Genomic DNA, 15,473 nt, shown 5'->3' on the forward strand with positions numbered 1-15,473 from the left:
AAGGTGTGGGTGACGGCTGATCAGCCGATGATGCCCATGATGTCGGCTTCCTTCATGATGAGAAGGTCTTCGCCGTTGATCTTGACTTCGGTGCCCGACCACTTGCCGAACAGAACGCGGTCGCCAGCCTTGACGTCCAGCGCAACAACCTTGCCGCTTTCGTCACGGGCGCCCGAACCAACAGCGACGATTTCGCCTTCCTGCGGCTTTTCCTTGGCGGTGTCCGGAATGATGATGCCGCCCTTGGTCTTTTCCTCAGACTCGACGCGGCGGACGACAACGCGGTCGTGCAGCGGGCGGAAATTGGTGCTTGCCATTAGTCTAATCCCTCGATCAAATGACATATCGGATCGCTCATCGACCCGATGGATGGGTGTTAGCACTCTCTCTTGTAGAGTGCTAGCGAGGCCGAGATAAGGCTGGGTCCGGTGCGAGTCAAGGATTGGCCGTTTAAAAATTTCCGGCGACATGGTTATCGCGAGGCTTGGTAGGGTCGCTGCAGATTGCGGCCGGAACGGGCGCGAACATTGCTGTTGGAGGAATCCGCCGGAATTGGGGCAGTCAGCGCGCGGCTCGATCCGGTTGCTGTCGTAGGACCCGCTGGCCTGCGCCCATCTTCGGCCCGCACGCCCGAGTGCCACACCTCGCCATCCGGTGCGCGGGCCGTTGAATCCTTGGGAATGGCGGCGTTTTTCGCGAGCCGAGGCTTGTATTCTCGGCCCTTCCTTGCCATGCAAGCCGGAAACCGAGTTTGCAGGAAGCCCGCATGGCCGCACGGATCAACAGTTTTCGGGAAATCGCAGGGCGCTACGACGTCGTGCTCTGCGACGTCTGGGGCGTTCTCCACAATGGTGTCCAGGCCTTTGCGTCCGCATGTGAAGCGCTGGCGGAGGCGCGCGCGGCGGGGCTGACGGTGGTGCTCATTACCAACTCGCCGCGGCCGAGCCCGAGCGTCAAGGTGCAGATCCGCGGGCTTGGCGTTCCCGATGAAGCCTATGATCGCATTGTCACGTCGGGAGATGTGACCCGCGGCTTGATTGCCGCTGCCGACAAGAAGATCTTCTTCATCGGCGCCGAACGCGACCTGCCGCTGCTCGAAGGGCTCGGCACCGAGATCGTCTCGTCGGAAGATGCGCAGACCGTCGTCTGCGCCGGCTTCTATGATGATGAAACCGAAACGCCGGAGCACTACCGCGCGACGCTGACGGGGCTTGCCAGGCGCAAGATCCCGTTCATCTGTGCCAACCCGGACCTGGTGGTCGAGCGTGGCCACCGCCTGATCCCGTGCGCCGGCGCCATCGCCAAGCTTTACGAAGAGCTCGGCGGCGAGGCGCGTATCGCCGGCAAGCCTTACATCTCGATCTACCGTGCCGCACTGACGGAGGCCAAGGCCGTTCGCGGCGCGCTGGACCTGTCGCGCATCATTGCAGTTGGCGACGGCATGCCGACCGACGTCAAGGGGGCCCAGGATGCCGGTTTCGACCTGCTCTACATCAGCGCCGGCATTCACGCTCTGGAATATATGAACGAAAGCCGGACCGACGAGGCGAAGCTTGCGGCCTTCCTCAAGAAGGAAGGCGCTTCGCCGAAGTGGTGGATGCCCAGGCTCGCCTGACGGGGGAGATCGAGATGACGGTTTTTCATCGCAACGAGACCCGCGATCCGCTGCCCGAGCGCCTGCGTGGCGGCGTCGTCGCCATCGGCAATTTCGACGGCGTGCACCGCGGTCATCAGTCGGTGCTGGAGCGGGCGCTGGAAGAAGCCAAGGCCCGCGGCGTGCCCGCGCTGGTGCTGACCTTCGAACCGCATCCGCGCACGGTGTTTCGGCCCGACACGCCGGTGTTCCGCCTGACGCCTGCGCCACTGAAGGCCCGCATCCTTGAAGGCATGGGCTTTGGCGCGGTCATCGAATATCCGTTTGACCGCACCTTCTCCGAACTGTCGGCCTCCGACTTTATCCATCGCGTGCTCTTGGAATGGCTGCACGCCTCGCATGTCGTCACCGGCTTTGATTTCCATTTCGGCAAAGGGCGCGAAGGCGGCCCCGCCTTCCTGATGGCGGCGGGCGGCGACAATGGTTTCGGCGTGACGCTCGTCGATGCGTTTCGCGACGAGAACGCCTCGGTGATTTCCTCGAGCTTCATCCGCGCGCTGCTGGGGCAGGGTGACGTGTCCCACGCCGCCGGCCTGCTCGGCTACCGCTATACGGTCGAGGCCGAAGTGATCGACGGCAAGAAGCTCGGGCGAACGCTCGGCTATCCCACGGCCAACATGCGCCTGCCGCCAGAAGTCGAGCTTCGCGCCGGCATTTATGCCGTGCGGTTCCGCCGGGCCGACGGCTCGCTTTATGACGGGGTCGCGAGCTTCGGCCGTCGCCCGACCGTCGACAGCGACGGCGAGGCGCTGCTCGAAACCTTCGTCTTCGACTTTTCCAGCGATCTCTACGGCGAGGTCTGTTCGGTCTCGTTCTTCGGCCACCTGCGCGACGAACTGAAATTCGACGGGCTCGACCCGCTGGTGGCGCAGATCCGGCAGGACGAGGAAGAGGCAAGGGCGCTGCTCTCCGGCGTCGCGCCCCTTGGCGATATCGACCGCCGGATCTGCTTTGCCTGAAAGAAATCCGTCGCGCCGCAGCGGCGGACCTTTTCAAAAGGCCGAAAACGCCTTAAACAACCGGCCACCATGACCCGGCACCGTCGACTGACCATCGATCAGCGAATTATCGGCCCGGCTTTCCGCGCGCACTAGGCCGCCGGAAGGTCCGGGATTTCGGCGTTTCCAGCGCCCCCAGTCATTTCTAGAGCGCCGCGCGTCTGCTGGATGCGCACAGGTCGCTTTGAAACTTTGAAGCTGCGCATGATCCCTTCTAAAGATCGATCCCGATTTCGGGGGCTGCGCCAGATACCACCCTTTGGCATGCGCGATGACCCGCGCGGAAAAGATGATTGCAAAGACCATGACAGATACCGCTGAGAAGATCGACTATTCCTCCACCCTCTACCTGCCGCAGACCGAGTTTCCGATGCGCGCCGGCCTGCCGCAGAAGGAACCGGAAACGGTCGCCCGCTGGCAGAAGATGGGCCTCTACAAGAAGCTGCGCGCCTCGGCTGCCGGCCGCGAGAAATTCGTGCTGCACGACGGCCCTCCCTATGCCAACGGCAACATCCATATCGGCCACGCGCTGAACAAGATCCTCAAGGACGTCATCAACCGCTCGTTCCAGATGCGCGGCTTCGATGCTAACTATGTCCCGGGCTGGGATTGCCACGGTCTTCCGATCGAATGGAAGATCGAGGAGAAGTATCGCGAAAAGGGTCAGAACAAGGACGAGGTTCCGGTCAACGAATTCCGCAAGGAGTGCCGCGACTTTGCCGCCGGCTGGATCCAGATCCAGGCGGAAGAGTTCAAGCGTCTGGGCATCGAGGGCGACTTCGACAACCCCTACACGACGATGAACTTCCATGCGGAAGCCCGTATCGCCGGCGAACTGATGAAGATCGCCAAGATGGGCCAGCTCTATCGCGGCTCCAAGCCGGTGATGTGGTCGGTCGTCGAGCGCACGGCGCTGGCCGAGGCCGAAGTCGAATATGCCGACGTCGAAAGCGACATGATCTGGGTGAAGTTCCCGGTCACGGAAGGTCCGCAGGATCTGGCCGGCACCTTCGTCGTCATCTGGACGACCACGCCCTGGACCATCCCCGGCAACCGCGCGATCGCCTTCTCCTCGCGTTATGCCTACGGCCTTTATGAAGTTGCGACTGCCGAAAACGACTTCGGCCCGCAGCCCGGCGAAAAGCTGATCTTCGCCAAGCGCCTGGCCGACGAGTCCGCCGCCAAGGCCAAGCTCACCTTCAATTTCGTCCGCGATATCGAAGGCAGCGAACTGGCCTCGGTCACCTGCGCCCATCCTCTGCATGGCCTGGGTGGCGGCTACGCCTTCAAGGTGCCGCTGCTCGACGGCGATCACGTGACCGACGACGCCGGCACGGGCTTCGTCCACACGGCGCCCAGCCACGGCCGCGAGGACTTTGACGCCTGGATGGACAATGCCCGCGCGCTCGAAGCCCGCGGCATCTCCTCGGCGATCCCGTTCACCGTCGACGACGCCGGCTACTTCACCGCCGACGCCCATGGCTTCGGTCCGGACGCCGAAGGCGGTGCCGGCCGCGTGCTCGACGACAAGGGCAAGAAGGGCGACGCCAACGAACGCGTCATCAAGGCGCTCATCGGCCGCCAGGCACTGTTTGCCCGCGGCCGCCTCAAGCACTCCTACCCGCACTCCTGGCGCTCGAAAAAGCCGGTGATCTTCCGCAACACGCCGCAATGGTTCGTCTACATGGACAAGGGCTTCGGCGACGGCACGACGCTGCGCTCGCGGGCGCTGTCTGCGATCGACGACACCCGCTTCGTGCCGGGCACCGGCCAGAACCGCCTGCGCGCGATGATCGAAGGGCGCCCGGACTGGGTGCTGTCGCGCCAGCGCGCCTGGGGCGTGCCGATCGCGATCTTTGCCGACGAGCAGGGCGAGATCCTCGTCGACGAGGCCGTCAATGCTCGCATCCTCGACGCTTTCGAGCTGGAAGGTGCCGACGCCTGGTTTGCCGACGGTGCCAAGGACCGCTTCCTCGGCAACGACCATGACCACGAAAAGTGGCACCAGGTCATGGACATTCTCGACGTCTGGTTCGATTCGGGCTCGACCCACACCTTCACGCTCGAAGATCGTCCTGATCTGAAGTGGCCGGCCGACGTCTATCTCGAAGGCTCCGACCAGCATCGCGGCTGGTTCCACTCGTCGCTGCTCGAATCCTGCGCGACGCGCGGTCGTGCGCCCTACAACGCCGTTGTCACCCATGGCTTCACCATGGACGAGAAGGGCGAGAAGATGTCGAAGTCGAAGGGCAACACCGTTACCCCGCAGGAGGTGATGAAGGATGCCGGCGCCGACATCCTGCGTCTCTGGGTGATGACGACGGACTATTGGGAAGACCAGCGTCTCGGCAAGACGATCATCCAGACCAATATCGACGCCTATCGCAAGCTGCGCAACACCATCCGCTGGATGCTGGGCACGCTGGCACACGACCAGGGCGAGGAGATCGCCTATGCCGACCTGCCCGAACTCGAAAAGCTGATGCTGCATCGCCTGGCCGAACTCGATCAGGTCGTTCGTGAAGGTTACGATGCATTCGACTTCAAGCGGATCGCCCGCTCGCTGATCGATTTCTCGAATGTCGAACTCTCGGCCTTCTATTTCGACGTCCGCAAGGATGCGCTCTATTGCGACGCGCCGTCGAGCCTTCGTCGTCGCTCGGCACTTGCCGTGATCCGCAAGCTGTTCGATTGCCTGGTGCTGTGGCTGGCGCCGATGCTGCCCTTCACCTGCGAGGAAGCGTGGCTGTCGCGCAAGCCCGACCAGGTCTCCGTTCACCTCGAGCAGTTCCCGCAGATCCCTGCGGAATGGAAGAACGATGCGCTCGAAGCGAAGTGGGAGAAGATCCGCGCCGTGCGCACGGTCGTCACCGGCGCCCTCGAAATCGAGCGCCGCGAAAAGCGCATCGGTTCGTCGCTGGAAGCCGCACCGGTCGTCCATATCGCCGATCCGGATCTGCTGAAGGCACTCGAAGGTGAAGATTTCGCCGAAATCTGCATCACCTCCTCGATCACGGTCGAGGCGGGCGAGGGGCCTGCGGAGGCCTTCCGTCTGCCCGAGGTCGCGAAGGTGACTGTCGTGCCGCAGACGGCCGTTGGTCGCAAGTGCGCCCGCTCCTGGCGGATCACCACCGATGTCGGTTCGGACGCACTCTACCCAGAGGTGTCTGCCCGCGATGCTGCCGCACTCCGGGAACTTGGCTTCAAAGCTTAAGGGATCATTTACCGGATGAATTGCGCTTACTGCATTCATCCGGTAAAACCTGCCCGAAATTTGGCGGATTTCTCCGCCATGGGCGCTGTGTGGCCGCGCACGGGACGGTGGCCGGCTGGAAGGAATCTCATGGAAATGACGCGAGAGTTGCGACTGTTTGCTAGCGTTGCCGCCGTCCTGGCGAGCGGCCTGGTGCTTTCCGGCTGCATCGGCGGCCCGACCTATGGCACCGACAAGTCGGCAGGCGAGCAACTGATGGACGATCTCGGAAGCGCTGTCAGCATTGCTCCGAAGAGCGGCGCTCCGGTCAAGTATCAGCCCCGCCCGGGCCTGGTGTTGCCCCCGTCGGCTCAACAGACGGCTCTCGTTGAGCCGCAGACGTCGCTTGCCAGCCGCGAAGCCAACCCGCAATGGGTCGAGTCGCCGGAAGAAGCGCGCAGCCGTCTGCGCGAAGAGGCCGACGCCAACAAGAACAACCCGAACTACGTTTCGCCGCTCGCCAAGGCCAGCGCCAATGGTCGCCGTCTTTCGACCAAGGAGCAGCAGGAAGCCTATCGCGAGGCGCGCAAGATCGAGATGGGCGCCTATTCCGACAAGCGCCGCTTCCTGAGCGACCCGCCGCTTGAATACCGACGCCTGCCGGAAGGTGCCGAAGCCGATCTGGGCGAACCGGAGAAAGCCAAGGAGCGCCGCCGCAAGAAGGAAGCCCAGGTCAAGGATTCCGGCACCAAGTGGTACTGGCCCTTCTAAGCCATGACGATCAGCATCCGCGACGCGCGCCCTGATGACGCCGAGGTCATTCTGCGGTTCATCACCGAACTTGCCATCTACGAGAAGGAGCCGGACGCCGTCGAGGCGACGGTTGAATTGATTGAGGCTTCTCTCTTCGGTCCGGCCGCGCTCACGCGCGCGGTGATCTGCGAGAAGGACGGAAGGCCGGCCGGCTTCGCCATGTGGTTCTACAATTATTCCACCTGGCAGGCGCGCAAGGGGCTCTATCTCGAAGATCTCTATGTAACGCCCGATTGCCGCGGCTCCGGCGCCGGCAAGATGCTGTTGAAGCATCTTGCAAGGATCGCCGTCGAGGAGGGCTGTGGCCGCTTCGAATGGAGCGTGCTCGACTGGAACGAGCCGGCCATCCGCGTTTACGAGGCCGTCGGCGCAGAGCCGATGTCGGAGTGGACGCGCTACAGGCTCTCGGGCGCGGCGCTCGAAACCTTTGCTGCCGGCTGAGAGGTTCGGCAGCGTCAGCGTTTCGCGGCAAAGAAGTCCCTGAGAATATCGGCTGCCTCGCGCTCGCCAAGCCCGGAATAGACATCCGGAACGTGATGGCAGGTCGGCGAGCCGTAAAAGCGCACGCCGCTGTCGACGGCGCCGCCCTTGGGGTCTTCGGCGCCGTAATAAAGGCGACGGATGCGGGCAAACGAGATCGCGGCCGCGCACATGGTGCAGGGCTCCAGGGTGACGTAGAGATCGGCACCCGTCAGCCGCTCGTCCCCGAGCGCCTGGCAAGCCTCCCGGATCGCCACGACCTCGGCATGGGCGGTGATATCGTTGAGCTCGCGGGTCCGGTTTCCGGCCCGCGCGATGATCTCGCCATTGAAAACGACCACGGCGCCGATCGGCACTTCGCCGCGCTGGCCCGCCTTTTTGGCCTCTTCGAGGGCCGCATCCATGAAGCGTGTCGTATCAGCCATCGCTCAAACAATAATTTCTCTTAACCCACGGGCTTCGACCTGATAGGACAGCCGCAAAAGGCAGGCAACACAAATGACATCCAAAGACAAGCCCACGCGGCCTGGCGGCAAGCCCGCCGGCCGGGACAAGAAACCTCACTTCGCTGGCAAGAAGGCGCATGCGCCTCACGCCGGTGGCCCTCGGCCGCCCAAGGCAGGCCCGAAGCCCGCCGCTGCAGGCCCCAAGCCCGCGTCAGCAGGCAGCGACGAGCCGCAGCGCATTTCCAAGATCCTCGCGCGCGCCGGCGTTGCGTCGCGCCGCGATATCGAGCGCATGATCATGGAAGGCCGGGTTTCGCTGAACGGCGTCGTTCTCGACACGCCGGTCGTCAACGCAACGCTTGCCGACCATATCGAAGTGGATGGTCACGCCATCCGCGGCATCGAGCGCACGCGTCTCTGGCTCTACCACAAGCCGGCCGGTCTGGTGACCACGAATGCCGATCCGGAAGGCCGCCCGACGGTTTTTGACAACCTGCCGGACGAGTTGCCGCGTGTCCTGTCGATCGGCCGCCTCGACATCAACACCGAAGGCCTGCTGCTTCTGACCAACGACGGCGGTCTTGCCCGCGTGCTCGAACTGCCCTCGACCGGCTGGCTGCGCCGCTACCGTGTGCGCGCCCATGGCGAAATCGATCAGGACGAACTGGACAAGCTGAAGGAGGGCATCGCCGTCGACGGCGTGCTTTACGGCGGCATCGAAGCGACGCTCGACCGCGTGCAGGGTTCGAACGTCTGGATCACGATGGGGCTGCGCGAAGGCAAGAACCGCGAGATCAAGAACGTGCTCGGTGCGCTCGGCCTCGACGTCAACCGCCTCATCCGCATTTCCTACGGGCCGTTCCAGCTCGGCGAACTGCCGGAAGGCCATGTGCAGGAAATTCGTGGCCGCACGCTGCGCGACCAGCTCGGGCCGCGCCTGATCGAAGATGCCAAGGCGAACTTCGATGCGCCGCTCTACAACGATCAGTCGGCAACCGTTGCCAACGAGGCGCCGGAGGCAGACGCTTCCGATCCGCGCAAGCCTGAGCGCGCCAATCGTTGGGAAAAGCCGGAAGACAAGCGCGAGCGCGCGCTTTCCAAGCTCGACACCCGTCGTGACGACCGCCGTGATGGTAGCCGTGGCAAGGATGGCCCGCGCGGCAAGGGTGGCCCGCGTGACGACCGCGGCGATGCCAAGTTCGAGGACCGGCCGAAGCGCACGCCGGCGCAGCGTGCCCGCACGGCCAATGTCTGGATGGCGCCCGGCGCCCGTCCGCTGGCCGAGAAGAAGCCGAAATCGGCTGAAGGCGATGCATCGGCAAAACCGGTTCGTCGCGAGCGTCCGGAAGGCGCTCCGGCAACCAAGCGTTACGGCCGCAACAAGGACGGCTTTGCGACGAAATCGTCCGGCAAGTTCGATCCCGACCGCAAGGGCGGCACGCAGAGGGATTTCGATCGCCCGGCGTCCGTCGCTCCGGTCAAGCGTCGGGATGAAGAGGGCGAATGGATCAGCGCAAGCGAACCCGCACGCCGCGGCAAGGACGAAGGTCGCGATGGTGGCTTCGGCCGTCGCAAGTCGGGTGACGGCGGTGACCGCAAGTCACGCGATCATGGTGACCGTCCGCCGCGCCGCGAAGGCGGCGATCGGCCTGCCCGGTCCGAGGGTGGCCCGCGCAGCTTCTCAGACAAACCGCGCTTCCCGCGCGCCGATGGCGACCGTCCTGCTCGCCGCGAAGGTGGAGACCGTCCGCCGCGCCGCGAAGGTGGCGATCGGTCGTTCGGCGACAGGCCTGCTCGCTCCGAGGGCGGCCCGCGCAGCTATTCCGACAAGCCGAGAGCGCCTCGCGCTGAGGGTGATCGTCCTGCGCGCCGCGAAGGCGGTGACCGGCCGTTCGGCGACAAGCCTCGCGGCAAGTCGTTCGGTGGCAAGCCATCTGGCGGCAAGCCTTTCGGTGAACGCTCGGGCGGTCCGCGCGGCGGCAAGCCCGGTGGTGGCAAGCCGGCTGGCGGCGGCCGTCCCGGTGGCGGTGGACGTCCTGCAGGCGGCAAGCCGCGCGGCAGAGGAAACTAAGCCGTCGTGCGCATCGTTGGCGGAGAGTTCCGTGGCCGCAGTCTGGCCACGCCCAAGTCGAACGACATCCGTCCGACGACCGATCGGACGCGCGAAAGCCTGTTCAACATCCTGAGCCATTCCTACCCGGAGGCTCTTGATGGCACCCGCGTGCTGGATCTCTTTGCCGGCACGGGGGCCGTGGGCCTCGAAGCCCTGTCGCGGGGGTGCCGTCAGGCACTCTTCGTCGAGCAGGGCGTCGAGGGCAGGGGCCTGTTGCAGAACAATATCGAGGCCTTCGGCCTTCAGGGACGCGCCAAGGTCTTTCGTCGCGATGCCACCAGCCTCGGCTCGGTCGGCACGATGGAACCGTTCCATCTTGTCTTTGCCGATCCGCCCTACGCCCAGGGCCTGGGCGAGAAGGCATTGGAATCGGCGGCACGCGGCAATTGGCTGGTGCCTGAAGCCCTGGTCGTGCTGGAGGAGCGTGCAGACGTTCAGCCGGCGCCGTCGGCGGTTTTCGACCGGCTGGACGTCAGGGTGTTCGGCGACACCCGCATGCATTTTTACCGCTTCCGTGGCATCTGACGTCACATTTTTGGTTCGCTTGCAAAGCTAGGTTCTGACCCTAGACTGTCGATGGAGCCGGGGTGCATGTCGATGAAGCAGGACGTTTCCACAATCCGTACTTCGCCCGAAGGCACGAGCGAGCCTTCGGTCGCGCTGGCGCTCGGCGGCGGCGGCGCCCGCGGACTTGCCCATATTCATGTCATCGAGGCGTTCGACGAACTGGGCATCCGTCCCGTCGCCATCGCCGGTTCGTCGATCGGCGCCATCATGGGCGCCGGCATGGCAGCGGGCCTCAGCGGCGCCGAGATCCGTGAACATGCGCTTGCGACCGTCGGCCATCGCCGCGAGGTGGTCAATCGCCTGTGGCAGCTGCGGCCAGCGAGCTGGTCCGAGGCCATGACCAATGGCTTTCGCTTCGGCCAGTTCAACATCGAGCGTGTGCTCAAGGCGTTCCTGCCCGAGGCCATTCCGGCGTCGTTTTCCGAACTCGCCATCCCGCTCAAGATCGTCGTCACCGATTATTACGGCCAGACCGAACACGTCTGCGAGACCGGCGATCTGCGCAAGGCGCTGGCCGCATCGGCGGCGCTGCCGGCGGTCTTCATGCCGGTGAAGATCCACGACCGGGTGATGATCGACGGCGGCATCTACAATCCCATTCCCTTCGATCACCTGCGCGGTGTCGCCGAGATCGTCGTTGGCGTCGATGTCGTCGGCGGCCCGGATGGCGACGGCAAGACGATCCCGAGCCGCATCGACAGCCTGTTTGGCGCCAGCCAGCTGATGATGCAGTCGATCATCGCCATGAAGCTGAAGGAAGGGGCGCCCGACATCCTGCTCAGACCCGACATCGGTCGCTACCGGGTCATGGATTTTCTGCGCGCAAAAGAAATCCTGGCGGCGACATCAGGCCTCAAGGATCAGTTCAAGCGCACGCTTGAAACGCGCATGCGGACCGACGACGCGGCAAGTTGAAGCCGCCGATCGGGCGGGCGGCGGATCAGGCGCTTTCGCGTGCTTCGGCCGACAATCCCGGCAGGATACTCTCGCCGGTTTCCGCCGAATGATCGACTTCGCGCTTCGGCTTGACCAGTGGCTCGGGGCGCACGGGCTGCGAATGCAACATGTCGCGGCCGGCGGTGATGCCCTCTGCCTCCTGTAGCACCAGGCGAGCCTCGTCGCGCCTGCGGATATCGTCCATGATCGCCTGTGCCTCGTCGTTGCCGACGCCCAGCGCCTCCAGCGTCTTTCGTCCGAACAGGAGGCCGGACTCGAAGGTTTCGCGCAATTCGTAATCGACGCCCTTTGCCCTGAGCTCCAGCGTGTGCAGCCGGTCGTAGGAGCGCGCGAAGATGCGGGCATCCGGATATTCGGCCTGGACTAGATCGACGATGCGGTCGGTGGTTTCCTTCTTCTGGGTACAGATGGCGATGAGCTTTGCCCGCTCGATGCCGGCGGCGCGCAGCACGTCGAGCCGGTTGCCGTCGCCGAAATAGATGCGGAAGCCGAAGGTCGCCGCCTGGCGAACGCGGGCCGCCGAATGATCGATGATCGTCACGTCACGGCCGCCGGCCAAAAGGATCTGGGCCGCGATCTGGCCGAAGCGCGAGAAGCCGATCATCAGCACGTCGGCGTCGGCCCCTTCGAAATCCTCTTCCATCTCGTCGACCATATCCTCCTGCTCGCGCATCAGCCGCGGCGCGAGCATGGAGGCGATCGGCGTCAGCGCCATCGACAGTGTCACGATGGCAACGAGCAGCGAGCCGCTGCCCTGGGAAAAGACACCGGCTGTCGCTGCGGCGGTGAAGAGGACGAAGCCGAATTCGCCGCCCTGAGGCAAAAGCAGGCTGATGCGCACGGCATCGTTGTGATGGGATCCCGCCAGCCGGCAGAGCCAGTAGAGCACGAAGCTCTTCACCAGCATCAACAACGGCACGGCGACGATGATCACCAGGTATTTGTCGATGATGACGTCGAGCTGCAGCGACAGGCCGACCGCCATGAAGAACAGTGCCTGCAGGATGCCGCGGAATGGCTCGATATCAGCCTCGAGTTCGTGGCGGTAGGAGGATTCGGCCAGGAGCACACCGGCGAGAAAGGCGCCCATCGCCATCGAAAGCCCGGCCATCTGCATCAGAGTCGCAGCGCCCATGACGACCAGCAGTGCCGCCGCGATCATCACGTCACGCGCACCGGTACGGGCGATGATCTGGAACAGCGGATTGAGCAGGTAACGCCCGGCGGCGAAGAGGACGGCGATCGCGGTGATGGCGACGGCGAAATCCTCGAGCGGGGTCGTGGTATCCTCGGGCGCCTGGGCCGCCAGCAGCGGGATCAGGGCAAGCAGGGGAACGATCGCCAGATCCTGCAGCAACAGGATCGAGAAAGCGCGCTGACCGAAACGGGTGTTGCGATCGTTTCCTTCCTCGAGGATCTGCATGGCAAAGGCCGTGGAGGACAGCGCCAGGCCGAAACCGGCGATGATGCTTCCCGCGTGATCGAGCAGGCCGGTCAGCGCGATGCCGTAGGAAAGGATTACACCGGTGATGAGGACCTGGGCGGTGCCCAGCCCGAAGATGTCGCGCCGCATCTGCCAGAGCCGCGATGGCTTCAGTTCCAGCCCGATGATGAACAGCAGGAAGACGACGCCGAGCTCCGAGACATGCAGGATCTCTTCGCCCTCCGTGATCGTCTGTGCGACCGGGCCGATGAGAACGCCGGCCGCGAGATAGCCGAGGATGGTGCCAAGCCCGAGGCGCTTGAAAATCGGTGCCGCGAGCACGGCGCCGCCAAGCAGCAACAGCGCCTGGGAGTAGATCATCGGGGTCGTCGTCATGCGCGCGGCTTTCGATATCGCCTCGTCCTGCCCTGGGGCAGACGAAGGTCTCGGCGGAGGTAACATTGCGGTGTAGGGGCGGGAATCATGCCAATGCCCTTGATGCATGCTTCAGTGCACAATAAATGGGGCAGGAATGAAAGGCCACATCATGTCAGAAACGATCGATTCCGCCTCCCTCGAAAAACGTGCCGCCGAACTGGTGGAACTTGCCCGCAAGGCAGGCGCCGATGCGGCCGACGCCGTTGTCGTTCGCGGCCGTTCCCGCTCCGTCTCGGTTCGCCTCGGAAAAGTTGAGGCCACTGAAGCCTCCGAAAGCGACGATTTCTCCTTGCGCGTCTTTGTCGGCAACCGCGTCGCCAGCGTCTCGGCCAATCCCGGCTTCGACCTGAAAGTGCTTGCCGAGCGGGCCGTGGCCATGGCCAAGGCCTCGCCGGAAGATCCTTTCGCCTCGCTTGCCGATGCGGACCGGCTGGCCAAATCCTATCCCGATCTCGAGCTTTTCGACGGGAGCGATGTTTCGACGGACGCCCTGACGGAAGCAGCGCTTGCGGCCGAGGAAGCAGCGCTCGCCGTCTCCGGCGTCACCAATTCCAGTGGTGCCGGCGCGTCGGCCGGCATGGGCGGGCTGGTGCTCGTCACGTCGCACGGCTTTTCCGGCTCCTACATGGCGACGCGTTTCGGCCGTTCGGTGAGTGCGATTGCCGGTGAAGGCACGAAGATGGAGCGCGACTACGACTACGACAGCCGCATCTACTTCGACGAGCTGCGCGCTGCCGACGACATCGGCCGCGTAGCCGGCGAACGGGCGGTGGCGCGCATCAACCCCCGCCAGGTTCCGACGGCAAAGAATGTGACCGTTGTCTTCGATCCGCGCATGGCGCGTGGTTTCGTCGGCCACATCGCCGGCGCCATCAATGGTGCGTCCGTCGCGCGTAAGACCAGCTTTCTGCGCGAAATGATGGGCAAGCAGATCATGAAGGCCGGCCTGTCGGTGACCGACGACCCCCTGATCGTCCGCGGCTCGTCGTCGCGGCCGTTCGATGGCGAAGGCGTCAGCGGCGGCAAGTTGACGATGGTCGAAGATGGCGTGCTGAACCACTGGTTCCTGTCGACCTCGGCTGCCCGCGAGCTCGGCCTTCAGACCAACGGTCGCGGCGTGCGCGGTGGCCCGACGGTCAATCCGGCTTCGACCAATCTGGCGCTCGAGCCGGGTTCGATTTCGCGCGAAGACCTCATCCGCAGTGTCGGAACCGGCTTCTATGTCACCGAACTGATCGGCCAGGGCGTCAACATGGTCACCGGCGAATACAGCCGCGGCGCCTCTGGCTTCTGGATCGAAAATGGCGAGCTTACATTTGCCGTCTCCGAAGTTACCATCGCCTCGAACCTCAAGCAGATGTTCATGGCGATGACGCCGGCTGACGATATCGACAGGAAGTTCGGCGTTGCCGCACCGACGCTCGCCATCGAAGGCATGACGCTTGCGGGCCTGTAGGCCGCTGACGTCACAGGAAGGCAAAGGCGTTCGGCGACGTGCCGGCGCGTGAAGGATTGGAATGTCAGATAAAGCACCATCGACCGCGACATTGAAGGAGGATCTGGACCTGATCCTGTCCGCCGCGGTCGCCGCTGGCGAAACGGCGCTGCGCTACTTCCGCAACAAGCCCGATGTGCGCTGGAAGAACGAGGGGCGCTCGCCGGTGAGCGAGGCCGATATCGCCGCCAACGACGTCCTGAAAGAGCGTCTGCTTCTGGCCCGGCCGAATTACGGCTGGCTCTCGGAGGAGACCGACGACGACAACAGTCGCCTGTCCTGCGAAACGGTCTTCGTCGTCGACCCGATCGACGGCACCCGCGCCTTCATCGCCGGCAAGGATCTCTGGTGCGTCAGCGTCGCTGTCGTGCGCCGTGGCCTTCCTGTCGCCGGCGTTCTCTATGCGCCGGCGCTCGACGAGATCTTCCAGGCGACCGTGGATGGTCCGGCGCTGAAGAATGGCACGCGCATCGGCGTGCGCGCGGCAAGGGACGGCGAGGCGGTGCATGTGGCGGTTGCCGAAGACATCGTCGCGACCCTTGCGCCGTCCTACGGCAGCGGCATCGTCCGGGTTCCGCATGTGCCTTCGCTCGCCTACCGGCTGGCCATGGTGGCCGACGGGCGGATCGACGGAACCGTCGTCAAGAAGAACTCCCATGACTGGGACCTTGCCGCCGCCGATCTCATCCTGCAAAGGGCCGGCGGCGCGCTCCATACACTGCAATCGCAAGGCCTGTCCTACAATCGCCCCAATGTCGTCCATGGCCTTCTTTGCGCGGCATCGAATGCCGCGTTGCCGGGATTGCTCGCAGCGTCCAGGACCCTTGAGGGCCATTGACCTTTCGGGCCGAATGCCGCAAACCAACGCCCATACCCTATAAGAAAATGGAATTCCG

The 15,473-nt window shown here is 64.3% G+C and carries 14 protein-coding genes; 10 read left to right on the forward strand and 4 right to left on the reverse strand.

All coding sequences use genetic code 11. The annotated features are described in order from the left end of the window. Nucleotides 1-20 precede the first annotated feature (20 nt). Nucleotides 21-317, reverse strand: a complete 297-nt coding sequence (groES, locus tag RTP54_RS03675) for a co-chaperone GroES (RefSeq protein WP_004675403.1) — start codon at nucleotides 315-317, stop codon at nucleotides 21-23. A 449-nt stretch (nucleotides 318-766) separates the two neighbouring features. On the opposite strand from groES, the gene RTP54_RS03680 reads away from it, so the two are divergent. Both RTP54_RS03680 and RTP54_RS03685 read left to right on the forward strand, forming a co-directional pair. Continuing rightward, nucleotides 767-1,615: a TIGR01459 family HAD-type hydrolase gene (locus tag RTP54_RS03680; RefSeq protein WP_112816897.1), complete on the forward strand. Its 849-nt coding sequence runs from the start codon at nucleotides 767-769 to the stop codon at nucleotides 1,613-1,615. Between the two features lie 14 nt (nucleotides 1,616-1,629). Beyond that, nucleotides 1,630-2,613 carry a bifunctional riboflavin kinase/FAD synthetase gene (locus tag RTP54_RS03685; protein ID WP_312361066.1) on the forward strand — a complete coding sequence of 328 codons (984 nt, stop codon included), beginning with the start codon at nucleotides 1,630-1,632 and terminating at the stop codon, nucleotides 2,611-2,613. 33 nt (nucleotides 2,614-2,646) lie between these two features. Here the strand turns inward: RTP54_RS03685 and RTP54_RS03690 are convergent, their stop codons facing one another. After that, on the reverse strand, nucleotides 2,647-2,958 hold the full coding sequence (locus tag RTP54_RS03690; protein ID WP_162703443.1) for a hypothetical protein: 312 nt from the start codon (nucleotides 2,956-2,958) through the stop codon (nucleotides 2,647-2,649). On the opposite strand from RTP54_RS03690, the gene ileS reads away from it, so the two are divergent. The 3 genes from ileS (at nucleotide 2,957) to RTP54_RS03705 (ending at nucleotide 7,099) form a co-directional block, all read left to right on the forward strand. Then, on the forward strand, nucleotides 2,957-5,866 hold the full coding sequence (gene ileS, locus RTP54_RS03695; RefSeq protein WP_112809429.1) for an isoleucine--tRNA ligase: 2,910 nt from the start codon (nucleotides 2,957-2,959) through the stop codon (nucleotides 5,864-5,866). The genes RTP54_RS03690 and ileS overlap by 2 nt on opposite strands. Nucleotides 5,867-5,995: 129 nt before the next feature. After that, nucleotides 5,996-6,616 (forward strand): hypothetical protein, encoded by a 621-nt coding sequence (locus tag RTP54_RS03700; protein ID WP_112808769.1) that lies wholly within the window; start codon nucleotides 5,996-5,998, stop codon nucleotides 6,614-6,616. 3 nt (nucleotides 6,617-6,619) lie between these two features. Continuing rightward, nucleotides 6,620-7,099, forward strand: coding sequence for a GNAT family N-acetyltransferase (locus tag RTP54_RS03705; RefSeq protein ID WP_112808767.1), 480 nt, complete (start codon nucleotides 6,620-6,622; stop codon nucleotides 7,097-7,099). Between the two features lie 14 nt (nucleotides 7,100-7,113). On the opposite strand, the gene RTP54_RS03710 is transcribed toward RTP54_RS03705, so the two are convergent. Then, nucleotides 7,114-7,563 (reverse strand): nucleoside deaminase, encoded by a 450-nt coding sequence (locus RTP54_RS03710; RefSeq protein WP_112808765.1) that lies wholly within the window; start codon nucleotides 7,561-7,563, stop codon nucleotides 7,114-7,116. 73 nt (nucleotides 7,564-7,636) lie between these two features. Here RTP54_RS03710 and RTP54_RS03715 point away from each other — a divergent pair, with 73 nt between their 5' ends. From RTP54_RS03715 to RTP54_RS03725, 3 genes are all read left to right on the forward strand, one after another. After that, nucleotides 7,637-9,655: a pseudouridine synthase gene (locus tag RTP54_RS03715; protein ID WP_312361074.1), complete on the forward strand. Its 2,019-nt coding sequence runs from the start codon at nucleotides 7,637-7,639 to the stop codon at nucleotides 9,653-9,655. Nucleotides 9,656-9,661: 6 nt separating this feature from the next. Then, nucleotides 9,662-10,222: a 16S rRNA (guanine(966)-N(2))-methyltransferase RsmD gene (gene rsmD / locus RTP54_RS03720; RefSeq protein ID WP_112808761.1), complete on the forward strand. Its 561-nt coding sequence runs from the start codon at nucleotides 9,662-9,664 to the stop codon at nucleotides 10,220-10,222. A gap of 72 nt (nucleotides 10,223-10,294) precedes the next feature. Beyond that, nucleotides 10,295-11,179, forward strand: coding sequence for a patatin-like phospholipase family protein (locus RTP54_RS03725; RefSeq protein WP_312363160.1), 885 nt, complete (start codon nucleotides 10,295-10,297; stop codon nucleotides 11,177-11,179). Between the two features lie 25 nt (nucleotides 11,180-11,204). Here the strand turns inward: RTP54_RS03725 and RTP54_RS03730 are convergent, their stop codons facing one another. Next, nucleotides 11,205-13,040, reverse strand: coding sequence for a monovalent cation:proton antiporter-2 (CPA2) family protein (locus RTP54_RS03730; protein WP_112808759.1), 1,836 nt, complete (start codon nucleotides 13,038-13,040; stop codon nucleotides 11,205-11,207). A 151-nt stretch (nucleotides 13,041-13,191) separates the two neighbouring features. Here RTP54_RS03730 and RTP54_RS03735 point away from each other — a divergent pair, with 151 nt between their 5' ends. After that, a complete protein-coding gene (locus RTP54_RS03735; RefSeq protein WP_112808757.1) occupies nucleotides 13,192-14,538 on the forward strand; it encodes a TldD/PmbA family protein in 1,347 nt (448 codons plus the stop codon). A gap of 61 nt (nucleotides 14,539-14,599) precedes the next feature. Further along, nucleotides 14,600-15,415, forward strand: a complete 816-nt coding sequence (locus tag RTP54_RS03740) for a 3'(2'),5'-bisphosphate nucleotidase CysQ (RefSeq protein ID WP_312361085.1) — start codon at nucleotides 14,600-14,602, stop codon at nucleotides 15,413-15,415. The last annotated feature ends 58 nt before the right edge of the window (nucleotides 15,416-15,473 follow it).

It is taken from the genome of Ensifer sp., from assembly GCF_031989085.1.
Lineage (GTDB): Bacteria > Pseudomonadota > Alphaproteobacteria > Rhizobiales > Rhizobiaceae > Ensifer.

What these genes read in the sequence shown, in the direction of transcription:
- RTP54_RS03690 (WP_162703443.1), bottom strand. Translation starts at nt 2,958, where the DNA reads ATGGTCTTTGCAATCATCTTTTCCGCGCGGGTCATCGCGCATGCCAAA.
- RTP54_RS03730 (WP_112808759.1), bottom strand. Translation starts at nt 13,040, where the DNA reads ATGACGACGACCCCGATGATCTACTCCCAGGCGCTGTTGCTGCTTGGC.
- RTP54_RS03700 (WP_112808769.1), top strand. Translation starts at nt 5,996, where the DNA reads ATGGAAATGACGCGAGAGTTGCGACTGTTTGCTAGCGTTGCCGCCGTC.
- RTP54_RS03735 (WP_112808757.1), top strand. Translation starts at nt 13,192, where the DNA reads ATGTCAGAAACGATCGATTCCGCCTCCCTCGAAAAACGTGCCGCCGAA.
- RTP54_RS03710 (WP_112808765.1), bottom strand. Translation starts at nt 7,563, where the DNA reads ATGGCTGATACGACACGCTTCATGGATGCGGCCCTCGAAGAGGCCAAA.
- RTP54_RS03680 (WP_112816897.1), top strand. Translation starts at nt 767, where the DNA reads ATGGCCGCACGGATCAACAGTTTTCGGGAAATCGCAGGGCGCTACGAC.
- RTP54_RS03715 (WP_312361074.1), top strand. Translation starts at nt 7,637, where the DNA reads ATGACATCCAAAGACAAGCCCACGCGGCCTGGCGGCAAGCCCGCCGGC.
- groES (WP_004675403.1), bottom strand. Translation starts at nt 317, where the DNA reads ATGGCAAGCACCAATTTCCGCCCGCTGCACGACCGCGTTGTCGTCCGC.
- ileS (WP_112809429.1), top strand. Translation starts at nt 2,957, where the DNA reads ATGACAGATACCGCTGAGAAGATCGACTATTCCTCCACCCTCTACCTG.
- RTP54_RS03705 (WP_112808767.1), top strand. Translation starts at nt 6,620, where the DNA reads ATGACGATCAGCATCCGCGACGCGCGCCCTGATGACGCCGAGGTCATT.
- RTP54_RS03685 (WP_312361066.1), top strand. Translation starts at nt 1,630, where the DNA reads ATGACGGTTTTTCATCGCAACGAGACCCGCGATCCGCTGCCCGAGCGC.
- RTP54_RS03725 (WP_312363160.1), top strand. Translation starts at nt 10,295, where the DNA reads ATGAAGCAGGACGTTTCCACAATCCGTACTTCGCCCGAAGGCACGAGC.
- RTP54_RS03740 (WP_312361085.1), top strand. Translation starts at nt 14,600, where the DNA reads ATGTCAGATAAAGCACCATCGACCGCGACATTGAAGGAGGATCTGGAC.